The 17,416-nt window shown below is 69.5% G+C and carries 16 protein-coding genes; 12 read left to right on the forward strand and 4 right to left on the reverse strand.

Annotated elements, in window-relative coordinates; all coding sequences use genetic code 11:
- Positions 1-116 precede the first annotated feature (116 nt).
- The 8 genes from M9979_RS01590 (at position 117) to M9979_RS01625 (ending at position 9,676) form a co-directional block, all read left to right on the forward strand.
- Positions 117-2,501, forward strand: coding sequence for a hybrid sensor histidine kinase/response regulator (locus M9979_RS01590; protein WP_254287588.1), 2,385 nt, complete (start codon positions 117-119; stop codon positions 2,499-2,501).
- A gap of 64 nt (positions 2,502-2,565) precedes the next feature.
- Positions 2,566-2,916, forward strand: a complete 351-nt coding sequence (locus M9979_RS01595) for a response regulator (RefSeq protein ID WP_254287589.1) — start codon at positions 2,566-2,568, stop codon at positions 2,914-2,916.
- Positions 2,917-3,267: 351 nt separating this feature from the next.
- Positions 3,268-4,035: an SDR family NAD(P)-dependent oxidoreductase gene (locus M9979_RS01600; protein WP_254287590.1), complete on the forward strand. Its 768-nt coding sequence runs from the start codon at positions 3,268-3,270 to the stop codon at positions 4,033-4,035.
- A 7-nt stretch (positions 4,036-4,042) separates the two neighbouring features.
- Positions 4,043-4,957 (forward strand): glycoside hydrolase family protein, encoded by a 915-nt coding sequence (locus tag M9979_RS01605; RefSeq protein WP_254287591.1) that lies wholly within the window; start codon positions 4,043-4,045, stop codon positions 4,955-4,957.
- A gap of 43 nt (positions 4,958-5,000) precedes the next feature.
- Positions 5,001-6,719, forward strand: coding sequence for a dihydroxy-acid dehydratase (gene ilvD, locus M9979_RS01610; protein WP_254287592.1), 1,719 nt, complete (start codon positions 5,001-5,003; stop codon positions 6,717-6,719).
- A gap of 73 nt (positions 6,720-6,792) precedes the next feature.
- Positions 6,793-7,107 carry a hypothetical protein gene (locus M9979_RS01615; RefSeq protein WP_254287593.1) on the forward strand — a complete coding sequence of 105 codons (315 nt, stop codon included), beginning with the start codon at positions 6,793-6,795 and terminating at the stop codon, positions 7,105-7,107.
- A complete protein-coding gene (locus tag M9979_RS01620; RefSeq protein WP_254287594.1) occupies positions 7,104-8,492 on the forward strand; it encodes an NAD(P)H-hydrate dehydratase in 1,389 nt (462 codons plus the stop codon). Before M9979_RS01615 ends, M9979_RS01620 begins: the two co-directional genes overlap by 4 nt.
- Positions 8,489-9,676, forward strand: a complete 1,188-nt coding sequence (locus M9979_RS01625; RefSeq protein WP_254287595.1) for a class I SAM-dependent RNA methyltransferase — start codon at positions 8,489-8,491, stop codon at positions 9,674-9,676. Before M9979_RS01620 ends, M9979_RS01625 begins: the two co-directional genes overlap by 4 nt.
- A gap of 121 nt (positions 9,677-9,797) precedes the next feature.
- Here the strand turns inward: M9979_RS01625 and truA are convergent, their stop codons facing one another.
- Both truA and fmt read right to left on the reverse strand, forming a co-directional pair.
- A complete protein-coding gene (gene truA / locus M9979_RS01630; protein WP_254287596.1) occupies positions 9,798-10,535 on the reverse strand; it encodes a tRNA pseudouridine(38-40) synthase TruA in 738 nt (245 codons plus the stop codon).
- Positions 10,532-11,443, reverse strand: coding sequence for a methionyl-tRNA formyltransferase (gene fmt, locus M9979_RS01635; protein ID WP_254287597.1), 912 nt, complete (start codon positions 11,441-11,443; stop codon positions 10,532-10,534). The genes truA and fmt overlap by 4 nt, the downstream gene beginning before the upstream one ends.
- A gap of 54 nt (positions 11,444-11,497) precedes the next feature.
- Here fmt and recR point away from each other — a divergent pair, with 54 nt between their 5' ends.
- The 3 genes from recR to M9979_RS01650 all read left to right on the forward strand — a co-directional run bounded on the left by recR (position 11,498) and on the right by M9979_RS01650 (position 14,530).
- Positions 11,498-12,094: a recombination mediator RecR gene (recR, locus tag M9979_RS01640; RefSeq protein WP_254287598.1), complete on the forward strand. Its 597-nt coding sequence runs from the start codon at positions 11,498-11,500 to the stop codon at positions 12,092-12,094.
- Between the two features lie 183 nt (positions 12,095-12,277).
- Positions 12,278-12,796 carry a peptide deformylase gene (gene def / locus M9979_RS01645; RefSeq protein ID WP_254287599.1) on the forward strand — a complete coding sequence of 173 codons (519 nt, stop codon included), beginning with the start codon at positions 12,278-12,280 and terminating at the stop codon, positions 12,794-12,796.
- Positions 12,797-13,084: 288 nt separating this feature from the next.
- On the forward strand, positions 13,085-14,530 hold the full coding sequence (locus M9979_RS01650) for a DNA recombination protein RmuC (protein WP_254287600.1): 1,446 nt from the start codon (positions 13,085-13,087) through the stop codon (positions 14,528-14,530).
- A 146-nt stretch (positions 14,531-14,676) separates the two neighbouring features.
- On the opposite strand, the gene M9979_RS01655 is transcribed toward M9979_RS01650, so the two are convergent.
- Positions 14,677-15,522 (reverse strand): LysR family transcriptional regulator, encoded by an 846-nt coding sequence (locus M9979_RS01655; protein ID WP_254287601.1) that lies wholly within the window; start codon positions 15,520-15,522, stop codon positions 14,677-14,679.
- Positions 15,523-15,618: 96 nt separating this feature from the next.
- On the opposite strand from M9979_RS01655, the gene gstA reads away from it, so the two are divergent.
- On the forward strand, positions 15,619-16,266 hold the full coding sequence (gene gstA / locus M9979_RS01660; protein WP_254287602.1) for a glutathione transferase GstA: 648 nt from the start codon (positions 15,619-15,621) through the stop codon (positions 16,264-16,266).
- Between the two features lie 245 nt (positions 16,267-16,511).
- Here the strand turns inward: gstA and M9979_RS01665 are convergent, their stop codons facing one another.
- Positions 16,512-17,327, reverse strand: a complete 816-nt coding sequence (locus tag M9979_RS01665) for a TrmH family RNA methyltransferase (protein WP_254287603.1) — start codon at positions 17,325-17,327, stop codon at positions 16,512-16,514.
- Between the last annotated feature and the right edge of the window lie 89 nt (positions 17,328-17,416).

Here is a 17,416-nt window from a genome sequence, read left to right on the forward strand (position 1 = left end):
CTCGACGACCGGCGGACGTGGCGCGGGAAACGCGCCCTCGTCCGCCCGGACGGCGGAGGGCCAGCGACATCAATCGCTTGACGCCACCGGCCTGTCCCCGCGATGACATCGCCAGCATGGCGACGCTCCCGACCCCTTCCACCTGGAACCCGACCCGCACCGCCGCCATCGTCGCCGGGGCCGCGACGCTGGCCGCGACGGCGCTCGTGCTGCTGGTGGTCGGCAGCATCGTCGCCGCGGCCGGGTTCCTCGCGATCGGGGTGATCGCCGGGGCCTGCGTGATCGCATGGCGGCTGCTCGCGCCGGCGCCCGTTGCGGCGCCGCGCGCGATCGACTGGGAGTTCACCCGCGCCGTCGCGCAGGCGAGCGGCGATGCCGTCGCGATCACCGACCGTGCCGGACGGCTGGTCTGCGCCAACGACGCCTATGAGGCACTGTTCGCCGGCTTTCCCACCCCACCGGGCCTGCCGCTGGCGGGGGAGGGCGTCGCCGAGCTCGGCAACGCCGGACGGATCGCGTGGCGCGACGGCAATGGCGAGGTGCGGGGGCTTCGCATCGGCGCGCATCGCCTGACCGCGCATATCGCGCGTGCCGGTGACGAGGGCGACATGCTCGTCTGGCGGTTCGCGATCCTCCATCAGCATGACGTCGCCGCCTCCACCGAGACCTTGATCTGCGGCGCCACTGGCGACCGGCTCGGCGGTGCGGGGGTGATGGCGGCACTGATCGGACCAGACGGCCGCGTCCGCGCCGCCAACCGCGTGCTCAGCCAGCGCGCGATCGGTGGCGACGGCGGGCTGGAGGGACGCGATTTCGCGCGATTGCTCATCACCGACAGCCGCGGCCTCGTGCGCTTCGAGCGCGAGGGGCTCGACGGCACGCCGCTGCGCGTGCTGCGCATCCCGTTCATCGATGCCGAGGATGCGCCCGTCCTCGTCGCGCTGCTCGACGACGAGGATACGGCGCCGGCGATCGGCGCCAGCGCCTCGGCACACGTCCGCAGCCTCGTCAGCCTGATGCCGTTCGGCATGGCGCTGGTCGATCGCGAGGGGCGCTTCCTGCAGATGAACGACGCCTTCATCCGCGCCGCCAGCGTCGATTCGCGCAGCCCGCCGCTCTATCCGGGCGATCTGGTGGTACGCGAGGACAAGGCCGCGGTGGCGGACGCGATCCGCCGCTTCGCCACCGGCGCGACGCATTCGTCCGACATGGCGGTGCGGCTGAAGGACCATCCCGACGAGCCGGTCGCACTGACCATCGCCGGCGCGCGGGGCCTGGGCGATGCGGCGGTGCTGCTCAGCCTCAAGGACAACAGCGAGGAAAGCCGCCTGAAGCGCGAGGTGGCGCAGGCGACCAAGATGCAGGCGGTCGGCCAGCTGGCGGGCGGCGTCGCGCACGATTTCAACAACATCCTGACCGCGATCATCGGCCATTGCGACCTGATGATGATGCGCCATTCGCCCGGCGACAGCGATTACGACGACATCCAGCAGATCCGCACCAATTCGAACCGCGCCGCTGGCCTGACGCGCCAGCTGCTCGCGTTCAGCCGCCAGCAGACGCTGCGCCCGCAGACGCTGCAGCTGCCCGACGTCGTCGCCGAAGTCTCGAACCTCTTGAAGCGACTGATGGGCGAGACGGTGCGCCTCGACGTGACGCACGGCCGCGGACTGGGGGCGGTGCGCGCCGATCCAGGGCAGCTCGAACAGGTGGTCGTCAACCTCGCGGTCAACGCGCGCGACGCGATGGTCAGCCACAATCCGCGCGCGCAGGGCACGCTCACCATCCAGACCAAGGCGGTGACCGCCGCCGAGGTCCGCGCGATGGCGTCCGACATCCTGCCCGTCGCCGATTACACCGCGCTGGTCGTCAGCGACACCGGCGGCGGCATCCCGCCCGATATCCTGCCCAAGATCTTCGAACCCTTCTTCACCACCAAGGAAGTGGGCAAGGGCACCGGTCTCGGCCTCTCGACCGTCTACGGTATCGTCAAACAGTCGGGCGGCTGGATCTTCGCCGATTCGAAGCCGGGGCAGGGCGCGACCTTCACCATGTACCTGCCCGTCCACGCCGCCGGCACCGCGACCCGCGCCCCCGCCGCGTCGCGCCCCGCCGCCAAGCCGGTCGAGGTCTGGGGCACCGGCACCATCCTGCTCGTCGAGGACGAGGACATGGTCCGCGCCGTCGCCGAACGCGCGCTGACGCGGCAGGGCTATACGGTGATGACCGCGGAGAACGGCGAGGTCGCGCTCGACCTGCTGACCCGCAACGGCCGGCCCGATCTGCTCATCAGCGACGTGGTGATGCCGACGATGGACGGCCCGACGATGGTCCGCCACGCGCGCGAACGCTATCCCGACCTGCCCATCATCTTCATGTCGGGCTATGCCGAGGAACAGCTGCGCAAGTCGATCGATCTCGACCATGTCGCCTTCCTCCCCAAGCCGTTCAGCGTGCAGCAGCTCGCCGAGGCGGCGCGCGACGTGCTGGCCGGGCGCTGACCCGACACGGGTGCTGGCCCAATAAGTTGTTGGCATAGCGCAACAACGGTGGTTATGGCGGGGCATGCCTTCCCCCACCCGGATCCTCGTCGTCGAGGATGAACCGCTGATCGCGATGATGCTCGAGGATTTCCTCGAAGTGCTGGACAAAACCGCCGTCGGCACCGTCGATTCCGTGGCCAGTGCGCTCGCGCGGGTCGAGGACGGCGGCATCGACGCGGCGATCCTCGACGTCAACCTGCGCGGCGGCGAGAAGAGCACCCCCGTCGCCGAGGCGCTGGCGGCGCGCGACATCCCCTTCGTCTTCGCCACCGGCGGCAGCGACGACAGCGTCGACGCGCAGTTCCGCGACCGCCCCGTGCTGCAGAAACCGTTCACGATGGACGGCGTCGCGAAGGCCCTCGACGCGCTCTGAGCATCGCGACGCGGCGTCGTTCGCCCTGAGCCTATGGAAGGGCAGGTGAGGCTCGCGCCCGCTCGCGTGAGCCCATCGGGTGCCGCAATCCCCCCGTCACCCCGGAATTGTTCCGGGGTCCACTCCGCGGCGAGGCGAGTGGCTGGAGAGGACGGCTTCACGCTTGCGGCCCGGTGGACCCCGGAACAAGTCCGGGGTGACGGGTCGTTCGGGGCGATCGATCGAATCCCACTGATCGTCGTCCTACGCGATCGCTCCACGGCGCGCGCGCCCGCTTCCCATGACGCATTTGTCACCGGAACGAAGCCCTCCTGCCCGCATTGACGTTCCGGACTTTCGAAAGGAACGGACGTGGCAGACGACCCGATCGCCGTAGTGACCGGCGGCGAATCCGGGATCGGCGCCGCCTGCGTCGCGGCCCTCGCCAAGGCGGGCGCCCGCGTCGTCTTCACCTATTTCCGCGATGCCGACGCCGCCGAAGCGGTGGCGCAGTCCGCTGGCGGCGAGACCCGCGTGCACGCCGTGCAATGCGACGTCTCGAGCGAGGCTGCGGTCGAGACGCTCTTCGCCGAGACCGAGCGCCGTTTCGGCACCGCGACGTGGCTGGTCAATTCCGCCGGCCTCAACATGACCGGCACCAAGCTCGTCGATATGCCGCTCGACCAGTTCGACCGCGTCATCCGCTCGGACCTCTACGGCCCCTTCCTGACCTGCCGCCGCTTCGTCCGCGCCGCGGAGGCCGCCAGGGCGGGCGGCCGCATCGTCAATATCTCGTCGATCCACGAACGCGCCCCGCGGCCCGGTGGCGCCGATTACGATTCGGCCAAGGGCGGGCTCGCGCAGCTGACCGCGACGCTGGCGCTCGAACTCGCGCCGTCGGGGATCGCGGTCAACGGCGTCGCGCCCGGCATGATCCTGACGCCGATGAACGCGCATGCGGTCGCCGATCGCGACTATCGCGCGAAGCTGGAGGCCAACATCCCCTGGGGTCGCGCCGGCAGCGCCGACGAGGTCGCGACGCTCGTCGCCTTCCTGCTGTCGCCCGCGGCCGATTATATCACCGGCACCACCGTGACGATCGACGGCGCGCTGTCGCTCGTCATCGCCCAAGGGGCTTGAGAGGCTGATGCCGACCTACGCCGTCGAGGCGCTCGACACCGTCACCATCGCGCCGGGGTCGCCGATCGACGGCATGGACCTGATGAGCCCCTTCGTCTGGCGCGAGCAGGGCCGCTATCGCATGCTGGTGCGTGGCGTCCCAGATCCGCTGGGGCCGCACGATCCGACCGGGCTGATCGCCAGCGGCTGGAGCGACGACGGCCTCCACTTCACGCTCGATCCGCAGCTCGCGATCGCCCCCGGCACCGACCCCGCCGATCCCGATGCCGGCGGTTGCGAGGACCCGACCGTGCTGGTCGCCGACGACGGCAGCTATGTCGTCTATTATACCGGCGTCGATGCCGCGCGCACGCAGGGAGTGTTGATCGCCGCCAGCGGACCCGCGCTCGACTGGCTCGTCAAACGTCGCGTCGCGCTCGCCGCGCCGGCGGGAGAGGGCAATATCAAGGAAGCCACCTTCGCGCAGACCTCCAATGGCGACTGGCGGCTGTTCTACGAATATGCCGCCGCGGAGGAGCGCGGCATCGGCGCCTCGCGCATCGGCATCGCCTCCGCCGCGCAGCTCGGCGATCCCTGGACGTCGCTCGCCGATCCCTTTCCGATCCGGCCCGATTCATGGGACAATTGGCATCTCTCTACCGGCCCCATCTGCCAGCTGCCCGGCGCCGATCCGGTGATGTTCTACAACGGCGCGACGGTCGATGCGCGCTGGCGGATCGGCTGGATCAGTTTCGCACCCGACTTCGCCGTGGTGACGGGTCGCGGCCTCGAACCCGTCATCCTGCCGCCACCGCCGGAGGATCGCACCAAGACCGACATCGCCTTCGCTGCCTCTACCGTGATCGAGAACGGTATGATATCGCTGTACTTTTCGCTGGAGGACCGCATCCTGCGTCGAGCGCGTATCCGCTATTACGCGTAACAAGCTTGCGTTGAAGGGGCCTCTCGCGACATAGGGCGTCGCCATGACCCAGTTCGACAAGTCCCGCCTGCCTAGCCGTCACGTCTCCGTCGGCCCCGAGCGCGCTCCCCACCGCAGCTATTACTACGCCATGGGCATCGGCGAAGAGGATATCGCCAAGCCCTTCGTCGCGCTCGCCAGCGCCGGCAACAATTCGGCGCCGTGCAACACGACGCTCGACGGTCAGGCCGATGCCGCGCAGGCCGGCGTGATCCAGGGCGGCGGCATGCCGCGCCGCTTCAACACGATCACCGTCACCGACGGCATCGCGATGGGCCATCAGGGGATGAAGGCGTCGCTGGTCAGCCGCGAGGTGATCGCCGATTCGGTCGAGCTGTCGGTGCGCGGCCATTGCTACGACGCGCTCGTCGGCTTCGCCGGCTGCGATAAATCCTTGCCCGGCATGATGATGGCGATGCTGCGCCTCAACATTCCGTCGATCTTCGTCTACGGCGGCTCGATCCTGCCCGGCCGCTTCCACGACCGCGACGTCACCGTCGTCGACGTCTTCGAGGTCGTCGGCAAATATGCCGCCGGCGCCTGCCCGTTGTCCGAGGTGCACGAGCTCGAAAAGGTCGCCTGCCCCGGCCACGGCGCCTGCGGCGGCCAGTTCACCGCCAACACCATGGCCTGCGTCGGCGAGGCGATCGGCCTCAGCCTGCCCAACAGCAACATGGTCCCCGCGCCCTATTCCACGCGCGAGCAGATCGCCGTCGCCGCCGGCGCGCAGGTGATGGAACTGGTCGCCAGGCAGTTGCGCCCGCGCGACATCTGCACGCGCGCTGCCTTCATCAACGCCGCCCGCGTCGTCGCCGCCACCGGCGGCTCGACCAACGCCGCGCTGCACCTGCCCGCGATGGCGAGCGAGGCGGGGATCGATTTCGACCTGTTCGACGTCGCCGAGGCCTTCAAATCAACACCTTACATCGCCGACCTCAAGCCGGGTGGGAAGTATGTCGCCAAGGATATGTACGAGGCGGGCGGCGTCTACATGCTGATGAAGACGATGCTCGCCGGCGGCCTGCTCGACGGCGACTGCATGACCGTCACCGGCAAGACGCTGGGCGAGAATATCGACCAGGTGACGTGGAACCCCGACCAGAAGGTCATCTACGACGTCAATACGCCGCTCAGCCCCACCGGCGGTGTGGTCGGCCTGCGTGGCTCCCTCGCGCCCGACGGCGGCATCGTGAAGGTCGCCGGCATGCACCGCCTCCAGTTCGAGGGGCCGGCGCGCGTCTTCGACTGCGAGGAGGATTGCTTCGCCGCGGTCGAGGCGCGTTCGATCGAGGAGGGCGAGGTGCTGGTCATCCGCTACGAAGGACCCAAGGGCGGCCCCGGCATGCGCGAGATGCTGTCGACCACCGCCGCGCTCTACGGCCTCGGCATGGGCGAGAAGGTCGCGCTCATCACCGACGGCCGCTTCTCGGGCGCGACGCGCGGCTTCTGCATCGGCCATGTCGGCCCCGAGGCGGCCGAGGGCGGCCCGATCGCGCTGGTCGAGAACGGCGACACGATCCGCATCGATGCCGAGGCGGGGACGATCGACCTGCTGGTCGATGACGCGACGATGGCCGCGCGCCGCGCCACGTGGCAGCCGCGGGTGAACGATTACGGCTCGGGCGCATTGTGGCGCTATGCCCAGAACGTCGGTCCCGCCTGGCAAGGTGCCGTCACCCATCCCGGCGCCAAGGCCGAAACCCACGTTTACGCGGATATCTGATCGCGGCGCGGGAGCGGCGCTGCTGCTCCTCGCCGCCTGCGGCGATCCTGCCGCGCGTACCGCCGACACCAACGTGCTCGCGCAGGTCGAGGCCGACCAGCGCCGCGCCGCCGATGACGACGGCCGCATCCGCTGCTCTCGCGAGAGCGCGCCGCTGCGCCGCGACTGCGCGATCGAACAGACGCAGAGCGAACGCGGCCTGATCCTCACCGTGCGTCATGCCGACGGCGGCTTCCACCGCCTGCTCGTCACCCGTGATGGCCGCGGCGTGGTCGCGGCGGATGGCGCCGAGCCGGCGCGGGTGACGATTGCCGAACCCGGTACGATCGACGTCGCGATCGGCAGCGACCGCTACCGCCTCCCCGCGACGATCAAGGCCGCACGATGATCGCCATCGACGGCCAGCCGATCCTCACCGCCGCGCAGATGCGCGCCGCCGAAGACGCCGCGATCGCCGCCGGCAGCTCCGTCACCGCATTGATGCAGCGGGCAGGGGAGGGCATCGCCGCGGCCACGCGCCGTCTCGTCGCCGGGGCCGAGGTGCTGATCGTCTGCGGCCCCGGCAACAACGGCGGCGACGGCTATGTCGCCGCGACCGCACTCGCCGGCCTCGGCCATCCCGTCCGCGTCGCCGCGAGCGGCCCGCCGAAGACCGACGCCGCGATCGCCGCGCGCGCCGGCTGGACCGGCCCGATCGAAGCGCTCACCGACGCGACGCCCGCGCCGATCCTGCTCGACTGCCTGTTCGGCACCGGCCTGACCCGCCCGCTTGCGCCCGAGATCGACGCCGCACTCGCCCGCCTGTCGCACGCCGCGCGTCTCGTCATCGCCGCTGATCTGCCCAGCGGCACCAACGCCGACACCGCCGAAGCCCCCGACTGGGCGAAGGCCCGTCCTGCCGCGCTAACGCTCGCGCTCGGCGCGCTCAAGCCGGCGCACGGCCTCCACCCCGCCGCAGCCGCCTGCGGTACGATCCGCCTGATCGACCTCGGCATCGACCGCCCCGACGCCGTCACGGTGGCCGCGAGGCCGGCGCTGCCGCAGCCCGGCCCGGCCTCGCACAAATACACCCGCGGCATGGTCGCGATCGTCGCCGGCGCGATGGAGGGCGCCGCCCGCCTTGCCGCCGTCGCCGCGCTGCGCAGCGGCGCCGGCTACGTCGCGCTCTACGGCGGCAGCGGACAGGGCGGCCCCGACGCGATCGTCCACCGCCCCTACGAACCGGAGGCACTCGCCGACGAGCGGATCGGCGCGATCCTCATCGGCCCCGGCCTCGGCCGCGACGACGAGGCGCGCGCGCACCTCCAAGCGCTGATCGAGGCGGACACCCACCGGCTCGTCATCGACGGCGACGCGCTCCACCTGCTCGATCCCGACGCGCTGCGCCGCCGCCACAATCCGGTCGTCCTCACCCCCCACGCCGGCGAATTCCACGCGCTCTTCGGTACGCCCGACGGTTCGCTGCTCGATCGGGCGCGCACAGCCGCCGCCCGCGCCGGCGTCATCGTCGTCCTCAAAGGCCCCACCACGATCGTCGCCGACGCCGCCCGCGTCCGCATCCACCTCGCCGGCAACCCATGGCTCTCCACCGCCGGCACCGGCGACGTCCTCGCCGGCACGATCGCGGCGCAGCTCGCGCATCCCCACGCCGATCCGATGGCCGCGGCGGATGCCGGCGTCTGGCTTCATGCCCGCGCCGCATGGATCGCGGGGAAAAGCTTCATCGCCGACGACTTGGCAAACGCGCTCACCCCGGCCAGAGCCGGCGCATGACCTCCATCGATACGATCCTGCGCGTCGCGGCGCGCGGCGACGGCGTCACCGCCGACGGCCGCCACGCCGCCTTCGCCGCGCCCGGCGACCTGCTGAACGACGACGGCACGCTCACCCACGGCCCGCACCATCAGGCGGCGCCCTGCCGTCACTTCCCCGAATGCGGCGGCTGCCAGCTCCAGCATCTCGACGACGCCGCCTATGCCGTCTTCGTCACCGACCGCGTGGCGAGCGCGCTCGACGGTCAGGAGCTGACCGCCACGCTGCGCCCGCCGCTCGTCTCGCCGCCCAACACTCGCCGCCGCGCGACGCTGCATGCGGAGGGGAAGGGCGGTCGCGTCAGTCTCGGCTTCACCGCCGAAAAGAGCCATGCGATCGTCGACATGCGCGAATGCCTTATCCTCGCGCCCGAACTGTTCGCGGTCGTCGCCCCGTTGCGCACTCTGCTCCAGAAGCTCGGCTTCAAGCGGCGCGGCGACGTCCACCTGACGCTGTCCGATCAGGGCCCGGACGTGATGGTGACCAACCTCACCGCCGACGGCCTCGCCGCCGCCGAGGCGATCACGAGCTTCTGCGAACGCCACGCCATCGCCCGCTTCACGCTCGACAGCGGCATCGGCGCCGAGACGCGCTGGGAGCCGCAGCCGGTGACGATCACATTGGGCGGCCATCCGGTGCCGCTGCCCCCCGCGTCGTTCCTGCAGGCGACGCAGGAGGGCGAGGACGCACTCGTCGCCGCGATGCGAGAGGCGACCAGCGGCGCGACCACGATCGCCGACCTGTTCGCGGGCTTGGGCACCTTCACGCTCGCGCTCCCCGCGCGCGTCTATGCCGCGGAGGGCGCCCGCGATGCTCTCTTCGCGCTCAAGGCGGCGGTGGGTCGCGGCCAACTCCCGGTCTTCACCGAACACCGCGACCTCTACCGCCGCCCGCTGACGGTGGCCGAACTGGACCGCTTCGACGCGATCGTCATCGATCCGCCGCGCGCCGGCGCACGCGATCAGGCCGAAGCGCTCGCCGCCTGTCAGGCGAAGGTCATCGGCTATGTCTCGTGCAACCCGTCGAGCTTCGCCCGCGACGCCAGGTTGCTGGTCGAAGGCGGCTGGCGCCTCGACTGGATCCAGCCCGTAGGCCAGTTCCGCTGGTCCACCCACGTCGAACTCGCGGCGCGCTTCGTGCGGTGATTTCGCGCGAAGACGCGGAGAGGTCCCACCAAGCGATAACGGATCGACCGGAAGACCCGCAACGGCATGAGGAATGTGCTCACGCTTCGCCAATCGCGACCTCTTCGCGCCTTCGCGTGAATCAATAGACCGCCGACACGAAGAACAGCCCGTCCGGCGGCGCGTTCAACCCCAGCCGCGCCCGATCCCGTGCTTCCAGCGCGACCCGCACGTCGTCCACCGACCAGCGCCTCATGCCGACCAGCGCCAGACATCCTACCATCGAACGCACCTGATGATGCAGGAAGGACCGCGCCGCCGCCCGCACCGCGATCCGCTCACCGTCGCGCGCCACCGACAGCACGTCCAGCGTCCGTACCGGGCTGTCCGCCTGACAATGCGCCGAGCGGAACGTGGTGAAGTCGTGCCGCCCGACCAATACCGCCGCCGCCTCGGCCATCGCTGCGGCATCGAGCAGCTGCGGCACCTGCCACGCCAGCCCCGCTTCCCAGGTCAGCGGCGCGCGGCGGTTGACGATGCGATATTCGTAACCCCGCCCCAGACACGAAAAGCGCGCATGCCAGTCGTCCGCCACGACGACGCAGTCGAGCACCGCCACCGGCGCCGGCCGCACCCGCGCATTCAGCGCCTCCATCAGTCGGAACGGCGCAATGTCCTTCCCAATATCGACATGCGCCCGCATCCCCAGTCCATGCACCCCGGCGTCGGTCCGCCCCGCCGCATGGACCACGGTACGCTCGCCGGTGACCGCGAACACCGCCTCCTCCAGCGCGGCCTGCACGCTCGGCCCATGCTTCTGCCGCTGCCAGCCCATGAACGGCCGGCCGTCATACTCCACCGTCAGCGCGAACCGAGTCAAAGCTGCGTACCCGATCGCACCGGAAAGCCGCGCAGCAGTTCCGCGGTGCTCGTCACCCCACGCCCGGCACGCTGCAGCAGCGTCGGCCGGATCGCCCCGTCGCCGCACGCAATGGTCAGAGCATCGTCCACCGTCGTCCCCTCGCCGCCGGGAAAGGTGAACGGCAGCACGTCCGCGTCGAGCACCTTCACCCGCTCGCCCGCGATCTCCAGCCAAGCCCCCGGCGCCGGGTTCATCGCGCGCACCAGCCGCTCTACCTCGACCGCGCCACGGGTGAAGTCGATCCGCGCCTCCGCCTTGTCGATCTTGCTCGCATAAGTGACGCCGTCGTCAGGCTGCGCCACCGGCGGATGCGCGTCGAGATCGCCGAGCACCTCGACCATCAGCCGCGCGCCCAATGCCGCCAGTTCCGCGGTAAGCTCGCCCGCCGTCTTGCGGTCGACCGCCACGCGCCCCTCCAGCCGCACCGGCCCGGTATCGAGTCCCGCCTCCATCTGCATGATCCCGACCCCCGTCTCGGCATCGCCGGCGAGGATCGCACGCTGCACCGGCGCCGCCCCGCGCCAGCGCGGCAGCAGCGAACCATGCACGTTGAGACACCCGAACCGCGGCGCCGTCAGCACCGCCCTGGGCAGGATCAGCCCATAAGCCGCCACCACCGCAACATCCGCATGCAGAGCCGCGAACGCCGCCTGCTCCTCCGCGCCCTTGAGGCTGACCGGATGCCGCACCGCGATCCCCAAGGCCTCGGCTCGCTGCTGCACCGGTGAGGCGACCGTCTCGCGCCCGCGTCGCCCGCCGGGGCGAGGCGGCTGGCTATAGGCCGCGACGACGTCATGCCCGGCCGCGACCAGCGCCTCCAGCGTCGGCACGGCGAAGTCGGGGGTTCCCATGAAGATGATCCGCATGGCGTGCCTTCAACGCGCTGGCGGGCGGCGGCGCAACCCCCTATCTGTTCCACCATGGCCTCTCCCGAAATCGAAGCCCTGACCCAGGCGCTCGCGCGTCTTCCCGGCCTCGGGCCGCGATCGGCACGGCGTGCGGTGCTCCACCTGCTCAAGAAGCGCGAGGCAGCGCTCGGGCCCTTGCGCGCCGCGCTCGAAGCGGTCGACGAACGGCTCGAGACCTGCGCCACCTGCGGCAACGTCGACACCGCCAACCCCTGCGCGATCTGCGCCGACCCGCGCCGCGACCCGCGTGCGCTGTGCGTCGTGGAGGAAGTGGCGGACCTGTGGGCACTCGAACGCTCGCGCCTGTTCCCCGGCCGCTTTCACGTCCTCGGCGGTCGCCTGTCGGCGCTGGAGGGCATCCGCCCGGAGGACCTCGCGATCGAGACGCTCGTCGCCCGCATCGAGGCGGGTGGCATCGACGAGGTCGTCCTCGCGATGAACGCGACGCTGGAGGGACAGACGACGGCGCATTACCTCGCCGACCGCATCGAGCGCTTCCCGGTCAGGGTGACGCAACTCGCCCACGGCCTGCCCGTCGGCGGCGAGCTCGACTATCTCGACGAAGGCACGCTCGCACAGGCGCTGCGCGCACGACGGCCGGTCTCTTAAATCCTCCCCGGCACGGGGAGGGGGACCGCGCCTCGCAGAGGCGTGGTGGAGGGGGGGCTCCACAAGCGCTGGCCTATGACGAAAGCCCCCTCCACCATGCTGGCGCATGGTCCCCCTCCCCGTGTCGGGGAGGGATAAAGCCCGAACTTGACGCCAAACGCCCCGCCACCTAGCTCACCCCGCATGGCAGTCCTCCCCATCGTCGAAGTCCCCGATCCGCGCCTGCGCCTGATCTCCAAGCCCGTCGAACAGGTCACCGACCAGACGCGGGCGTTCGTGCAGGACATGATCGATACGATGTACGCCGCCAACGGCATCGGCCTCGCCGCGATCCAGGTCGGCGTCGATCGACGCATCCTCGTCATCGACCTGCAGGACGAGAAGGACGAGGACGACAAGCCGATCAAGGCGCCACATGCCTACATCAACCCCGAAATCCTTTCGGTCAGCGAGGACCTCAGCAGCTATAACGAAGGCTGCCTGTCGATCCCCGAACAATATGCCGACGTTGCCCGCCCTGCGAGTTGCCGCGTCCGCTGGCTCGACGAACACGGCGAAGGCCACGAGGAGGAGCTGACCGGCCTGCTGTCGACCTGCATGCAGCACGAGATCGACCATCTCAACGGCGTGCTCTTCATCGACCATATCAGCCGGTTGAAGCGGGACATGGTCATGAAGAAGCTGGCCAAACTGCGCCGCTGAGGCGGCCGCCCGCCCTACTTCCTTCGTCACCCCGGACGTGTTCCGGGGTCCACTCCGCGACGAGGCGAAGGGCTTGAGGCGAAAACCTTGCCGTTGCGGCCCGGTGGACCCCGGAACACGTCCGGGGTGACGGTGGGGGGAGGCAGCGTTCCGGTCGGCATCCGCAGCCGCATTTAGGGGCTGTCCTACACATCGCGTTCGATCTATGTTCCCCACCCAAGCGAGCGGATCGTCACCAGCACGACACCCTCGCGCGTGTGACCTTTGTGACTTTCCGAGGGATGGAACGTGGACCTGTCGATCGTCGTCATCGCCGTTTTGGCGCTCGCTGCGGGCCTGCTGGTCGGCTGGCTGCTCGCCAACCGCAAGGCCGGCGGCCTCGCCGCCGACCTCGCCGTCGCGCAGAGCAAGGCCGCGGATGCCGACCTTGCCGCCCGCACCCGCGACGCGGTCGAGCGCGAACGCAACGAGGCGATGCGCGACCTCGCCGCACTCCGCGCCCAGTCCGACGACCGCGCCGCGACGCTCGACGCCCTGCGCGACGAACTCGCCACGATCCGCGCCGATCGCGACGCCGCGCGCACCGGCCTCGCCACCACGCACGCGCAGATCGAGGCGTTCGAGGCGCGGCTCGCCGACATGCGCGACGCCAAGGAGCAGATGGCGGCGCAGTTCAACGATCTCGCCAACAAGGCGCTGACCGACGCGCAAAAGGCGTTCCTCGACCGCGCCGAAGCGCGCTTCCGCCAGTCCGAGGAACTTGCCGGCACCAACCTCAAGTCGCTGCTCCAGCCGGTCAACGACCGCCTCACCCGCTACGAAGAGGGCGTCGCCAAGGTCGAGGCCGAGCGCCGCGATGCCTTCGGCGACCTCAAGGGCCAGATCGAACAGATGCGCCTCGGTCAGGAACGCGTCTCGGGCGAGGCGGCCAAGCTGGTCAACGCGCTGCGCAACGCCCCCAAGGCGCGCGGCCGCTGGGGCGAGCAGCAGCTGCGCAACGTCCTCGAAAGCTGCGGCCTCGCCGAACATACCGATTTCGCGATGGAGGTCAGCGTCGCGGACGGCGAGGGCGGTCGTCTGCGTCCCGATGCGATCGTCACCATTCCGGGGGGCAAATCGCTCATTATTGACGCCAAGGTATCGCTCAACGCCTATCAGGACGCCTTCGGCGCGGTCGACGATGCCGACCGCCGCACCGGCCTGGCGGCGCATGCCGCCTCGATCCGCGCGCACGTCAACGGGCTGTCGGCCAAGAGCTACTGGTCGCAGTTTACCGATACGCCTGACTACGTCATCATGTTCATCCCCGGCGAACATTTCCTGTCCGCCGCGCTCGAATATGACGCCGACATCTGGCAGTTCGCCTTCGACAAGCGCGTGCTGCTCGCGACGCCGACCAACCTCGTTGCGATCGCCCGCACCGTCGCGGCGGTCTGGCGGCAGGAGAAGCTGGCGACCGAAGCCCGCGCGATCGGCGCGTTGGGGAAAGAGCTCTACGACCGCCTTGCCAAGGCCGGCGAGGACCTGCGCAAGGTTGGCAGCGGCCTCACCACAGCGGTCAACAACTACAACGGCTTCATCTCGAGCTTCGAAAGCCGGGCGCTCGTCTCGGCCCGCAAGTTCCGCGACCTCAACATTGAACCGGGCGCGCGCGAGATTTCGGTCGTAGAACCGGTCGAGGCGATGGCGCGCTATGGCGACGAGGCGCTGCGCCTGCCCGATGCGGCGGAATAGGCTACGCCAGGAGGCGCGGCATGCGCGCTGGCGATCCGGTCATGGACAGCGACGGCCGCGTGTCGGGTTTGGTCAGTGGACGGTCTCAATCGCATTATAGACCCCGCGACCGTCCTGTCGGGACGTGGTCCGGGAATGCCGGGCTGTCAGTCGGCGAATGTTCGGATCATATGGTCCATGACGACCCTCACCACGGGGGATCGACGCACGTCTCCATGAACGGACATCCACAACGGACGTGAGGGAGGGGGGCGATCGGTATCCAGCCGAACCAGCCCGCCGTCTGCATCAGCCAGAATGCAGGGCAGCAATGCCGCGCCCAGTCCGGCACGAGTCGCCGCCAACTGCGTCGTCACATCGTTCGTGCGTAGCACGAAGGGGCGGGCTAGCGCGAAGTCGTCCAACCACGTCTGTTGCACGATGCCGGCCAGCGACTCCTCAAAGCCGACGAACTGCCAGTCCTCCGGACGCTGCGCTGCCATCGCCGCTGCGCCGTAGAGCGAAAAGCGGAGATTCCCGATCCGCCGAACGATGCGGCCCGCCAGTGCAGGCCGAACGAACCCGATCGCAATATCGGCGTCACCCCGTTCCAGCGACGCGACCATCGATGTGGCCGAGAGGATCAGGCGGAGGCCAGGATGCTCCTCGCACAGCCGCGGCAGGCGGGGCGCGATGACGAAAGCGGCAAGCGCGGGCAACGCGCTGACGGTCACGCGACCGCATAGCCCCTCTACCTGACCGCGCAGGTGGCGACCGATCGCTTCGGCGCTATCCCCCATCGGTCCCGCAGCGGCGAGCAGAGCGGCACCCTGATCGGTGAGCTGCATTGAGCGCGGTAACCGGTGGATGAGCTTTACGCCGATCGCGGCCTCCAGCTTCGCCACCCGTCGGCCGATGGTGGCATGATCGACGCCGAGTTCGACGGCTGCGCCCGTCAACGAACCGACTTTCGCGGCGGCCAGAAAGCAGCGCATGTCTTGCCAGTCGAACATGGTTGCATTTTTGCACGCTTCGTTCTCGGAATCACGCGTTTTGGCGGCCGACGCCCTCTGCTAGCCAGCTCTCATCCTCTGTATGGGAGAAGGCCGATGATCCTGTTCTATGCCGCCGGGGCCAGTTCGCAGGCGCCGCACATCCTGCTGCGGGAAGCCGGATTGCCATTCGCTCTGGAACGGGTCGATCTCGCCACCCACCATTGGGCGAACGGCGACTATCGACAGCTCAACACCAAGGGGTACGTACCCGCCCTTCTACTCGACAACGGTGATCTGCTCACCGAATGCGCGATCATCCTTCAATGGATTGCCGATCAGGTTCCCGAACGGCATCTGCTCCCGCCAGCGGGCTCACCGGCGCGCTACCATGCTCTTGAATGGCTCAACTTCATCGCGACGGAGCTGCACAAGAACTTCATCACGCCGGAACGGCATGGCGGCATTGCGGCAAACTTCCTGTCCAAGACCCGTAAGGGGCAGGAGCAGACCCGCATCCATGTATCGCCTCGGCTTGATTGGGTAGACCGGCAGATGGAAGGGCGTTCGTACATTTCCGGCGACCGTGTCACCGCGCCCGATGCTTACCTCTTCACGATGCTGACATGGGCTGGCAGGTTGGGGCTCGACCTGACGACATGGCGGAATCTCGCCGACTTCTTTGGCCGGATGGCGATGCGCCCGGCCGTAACCGACGCGTTGGCGATCGAGGGACCACCGCACGCCCTGACCGATGCAGGGTGACCGCCATTGCGGCGTCGCTCCATCGGCTCCCGATTGAGAAGCTGCGGCTGACGCCATCCGACTGCGGTATAGGAGGCGTTGTCCCGCAACACCCTGATAACGAACGCCGATCGGCCGGGCGCTGTCCTACGGCCGAATGACGGGGTAGACCCGGAAGCAACGCTCCTTCTTATCGTTGCCGCCCCGATCATCGCCAGAAACGTAACGACCGGCGCGAATCGTTTCCATCAGGGTGTTCATGTTGTCTATGTTGCGGACGAACCGCCGCGCTGCTGCGCCAGCACCTCATACGCCATCACCGCCGTCGCCACCGCGGCGTTGAGGCTGTCCGCCTTGCCCAGCATCGGGATCTTGACCAGCAGGTCGCACGCCGCGGCATAGTCCGCCGGCATCCCCTGCGCCTCGTTGCCGGTCAGCAGGAAGGTCGGCGTCTCGTATCGTGCCGCGCGATAGTCGTGCTCGGTATCGAGGCTGAGCCCCACCAGCTGTCCCGGCCCCTCGCGCAGCCAGTCGAGGAACGGCGCCCATTCGCTGCGCACCACGGGGATGGTGAACAGCGCCCCCATGCTCGCGCGCACCGCCTCGACCGAAAAGGGGTCGACGCACTCACCGATCAGGATCAGCCCGCCCGCGCCGACCGCATCGGCAGTGCGCAGGATCGTCCCCAGATTGCCCGGATCGCGCAGCCGCTCCGCCACCAGCCAGATCCCCGAGGTCCCGCGATCGAGATCGGCGAGCGTCCGGTCGAACTCGTCGAACACGCCGACGACCGCCTGCGGATTGTCCTTGCCGGACAGCTTGGAGAGGATGTCGGGCGTCGTATGGATCGATTCGCCGCCCGCCATCTCGACGTCGATCGACAGCGCATGGACCAGCGGATGGTCGGCATTGCCCGCGGCGTAGAACAGGATGCGCGGCAGCCGCCCGGTGTCGCGTGCCTCGGTGAGGATGCGCAAGCCCTCCGCCATGAACTGGCGCGCGCCGCGGCGGTGCTTCTTGTCGCGCAGCTCGCGGGCGTATTTGACCAGCGGATTGGAGAAGGCGGTGATTTCACGGGGCATGGCGCGTCGGCCTTCGCGCTAGCCGCAGGCGTGCGCAAGGCGAAAACGACGCGCCCCGCCGGCGCGGCCTTGCCGCGGCGCCATCGCCG

It is taken from the genome of Sphingomonas liriopis, from assembly GCF_024211255.1.
Taxonomy (GTDB): domain Bacteria; phylum Pseudomonadota; class Alphaproteobacteria; order Sphingomonadales; family Sphingomonadaceae; genus Sphingomonas; species Sphingomonas liriopis.

Coding starts and splice junctions, on each gene's coding strand:
- M9979_RS01605 (WP_254287591.1), top strand. CDS start 4,043: ATGCCGACCTACGCCGTCGAGGCGCTCGACACCGTCACCATCGCGCCG.
- gstA (WP_254287602.1), top strand. CDS start 15,619: ATGATCCTGTTCTATGCCGCCGGGGCCAGTTCGCAGGCGCCGCACATC.
- M9979_RS01665 (WP_254287603.1), bottom strand. CDS start 17,327: ATGCCCCGTGAAATCACCGCCTTCTCCAATCCGCTGGTCAAATACGCC.
- M9979_RS01620 (WP_254287594.1), top strand. CDS start 7,104: ATGATCGCCATCGACGGCCAGCCGATCCTCACCGCCGCGCAGATGCGC.
- fmt (WP_254287597.1), bottom strand. CDS start 11,443: ATGCGGATCATCTTCATGGGAACCCCCGACTTCGCCGTGCCGACGCTG.
- M9979_RS01655 (WP_254287601.1), bottom strand. CDS start 15,522: ATGTTCGACTGGCAAGACATGCGCTGCTTTCTGGCCGCCGCGAAAGTC.
- recR (WP_254287598.1), top strand. CDS start 11,498: ATGGCCTCTCCCGAAATCGAAGCCCTGACCCAGGCGCTCGCGCGTCTT.
- def (WP_254287599.1), top strand. CDS start 12,278: ATGGCAGTCCTCCCCATCGTCGAAGTCCCCGATCCGCGCCTGCGCCTG.
- ilvD (WP_254287592.1), top strand. CDS start 5,001: ATGACCCAGTTCGACAAGTCCCGCCTGCCTAGCCGTCACGTCTCCGTC.
- M9979_RS01625 (WP_254287595.1), top strand. CDS start 8,489: ATGACCTCCATCGATACGATCCTGCGCGTCGCGGCGCGCGGCGACGGC.
- M9979_RS01590 (WP_254287588.1), top strand. CDS start 117: ATGGCGACGCTCCCGACCCCTTCCACCTGGAACCCGACCCGCACCGCC.
- M9979_RS01595 (WP_254287589.1), top strand. CDS start 2,566: ATGCCTTCCCCCACCCGGATCCTCGTCGTCGAGGATGAACCGCTGATC.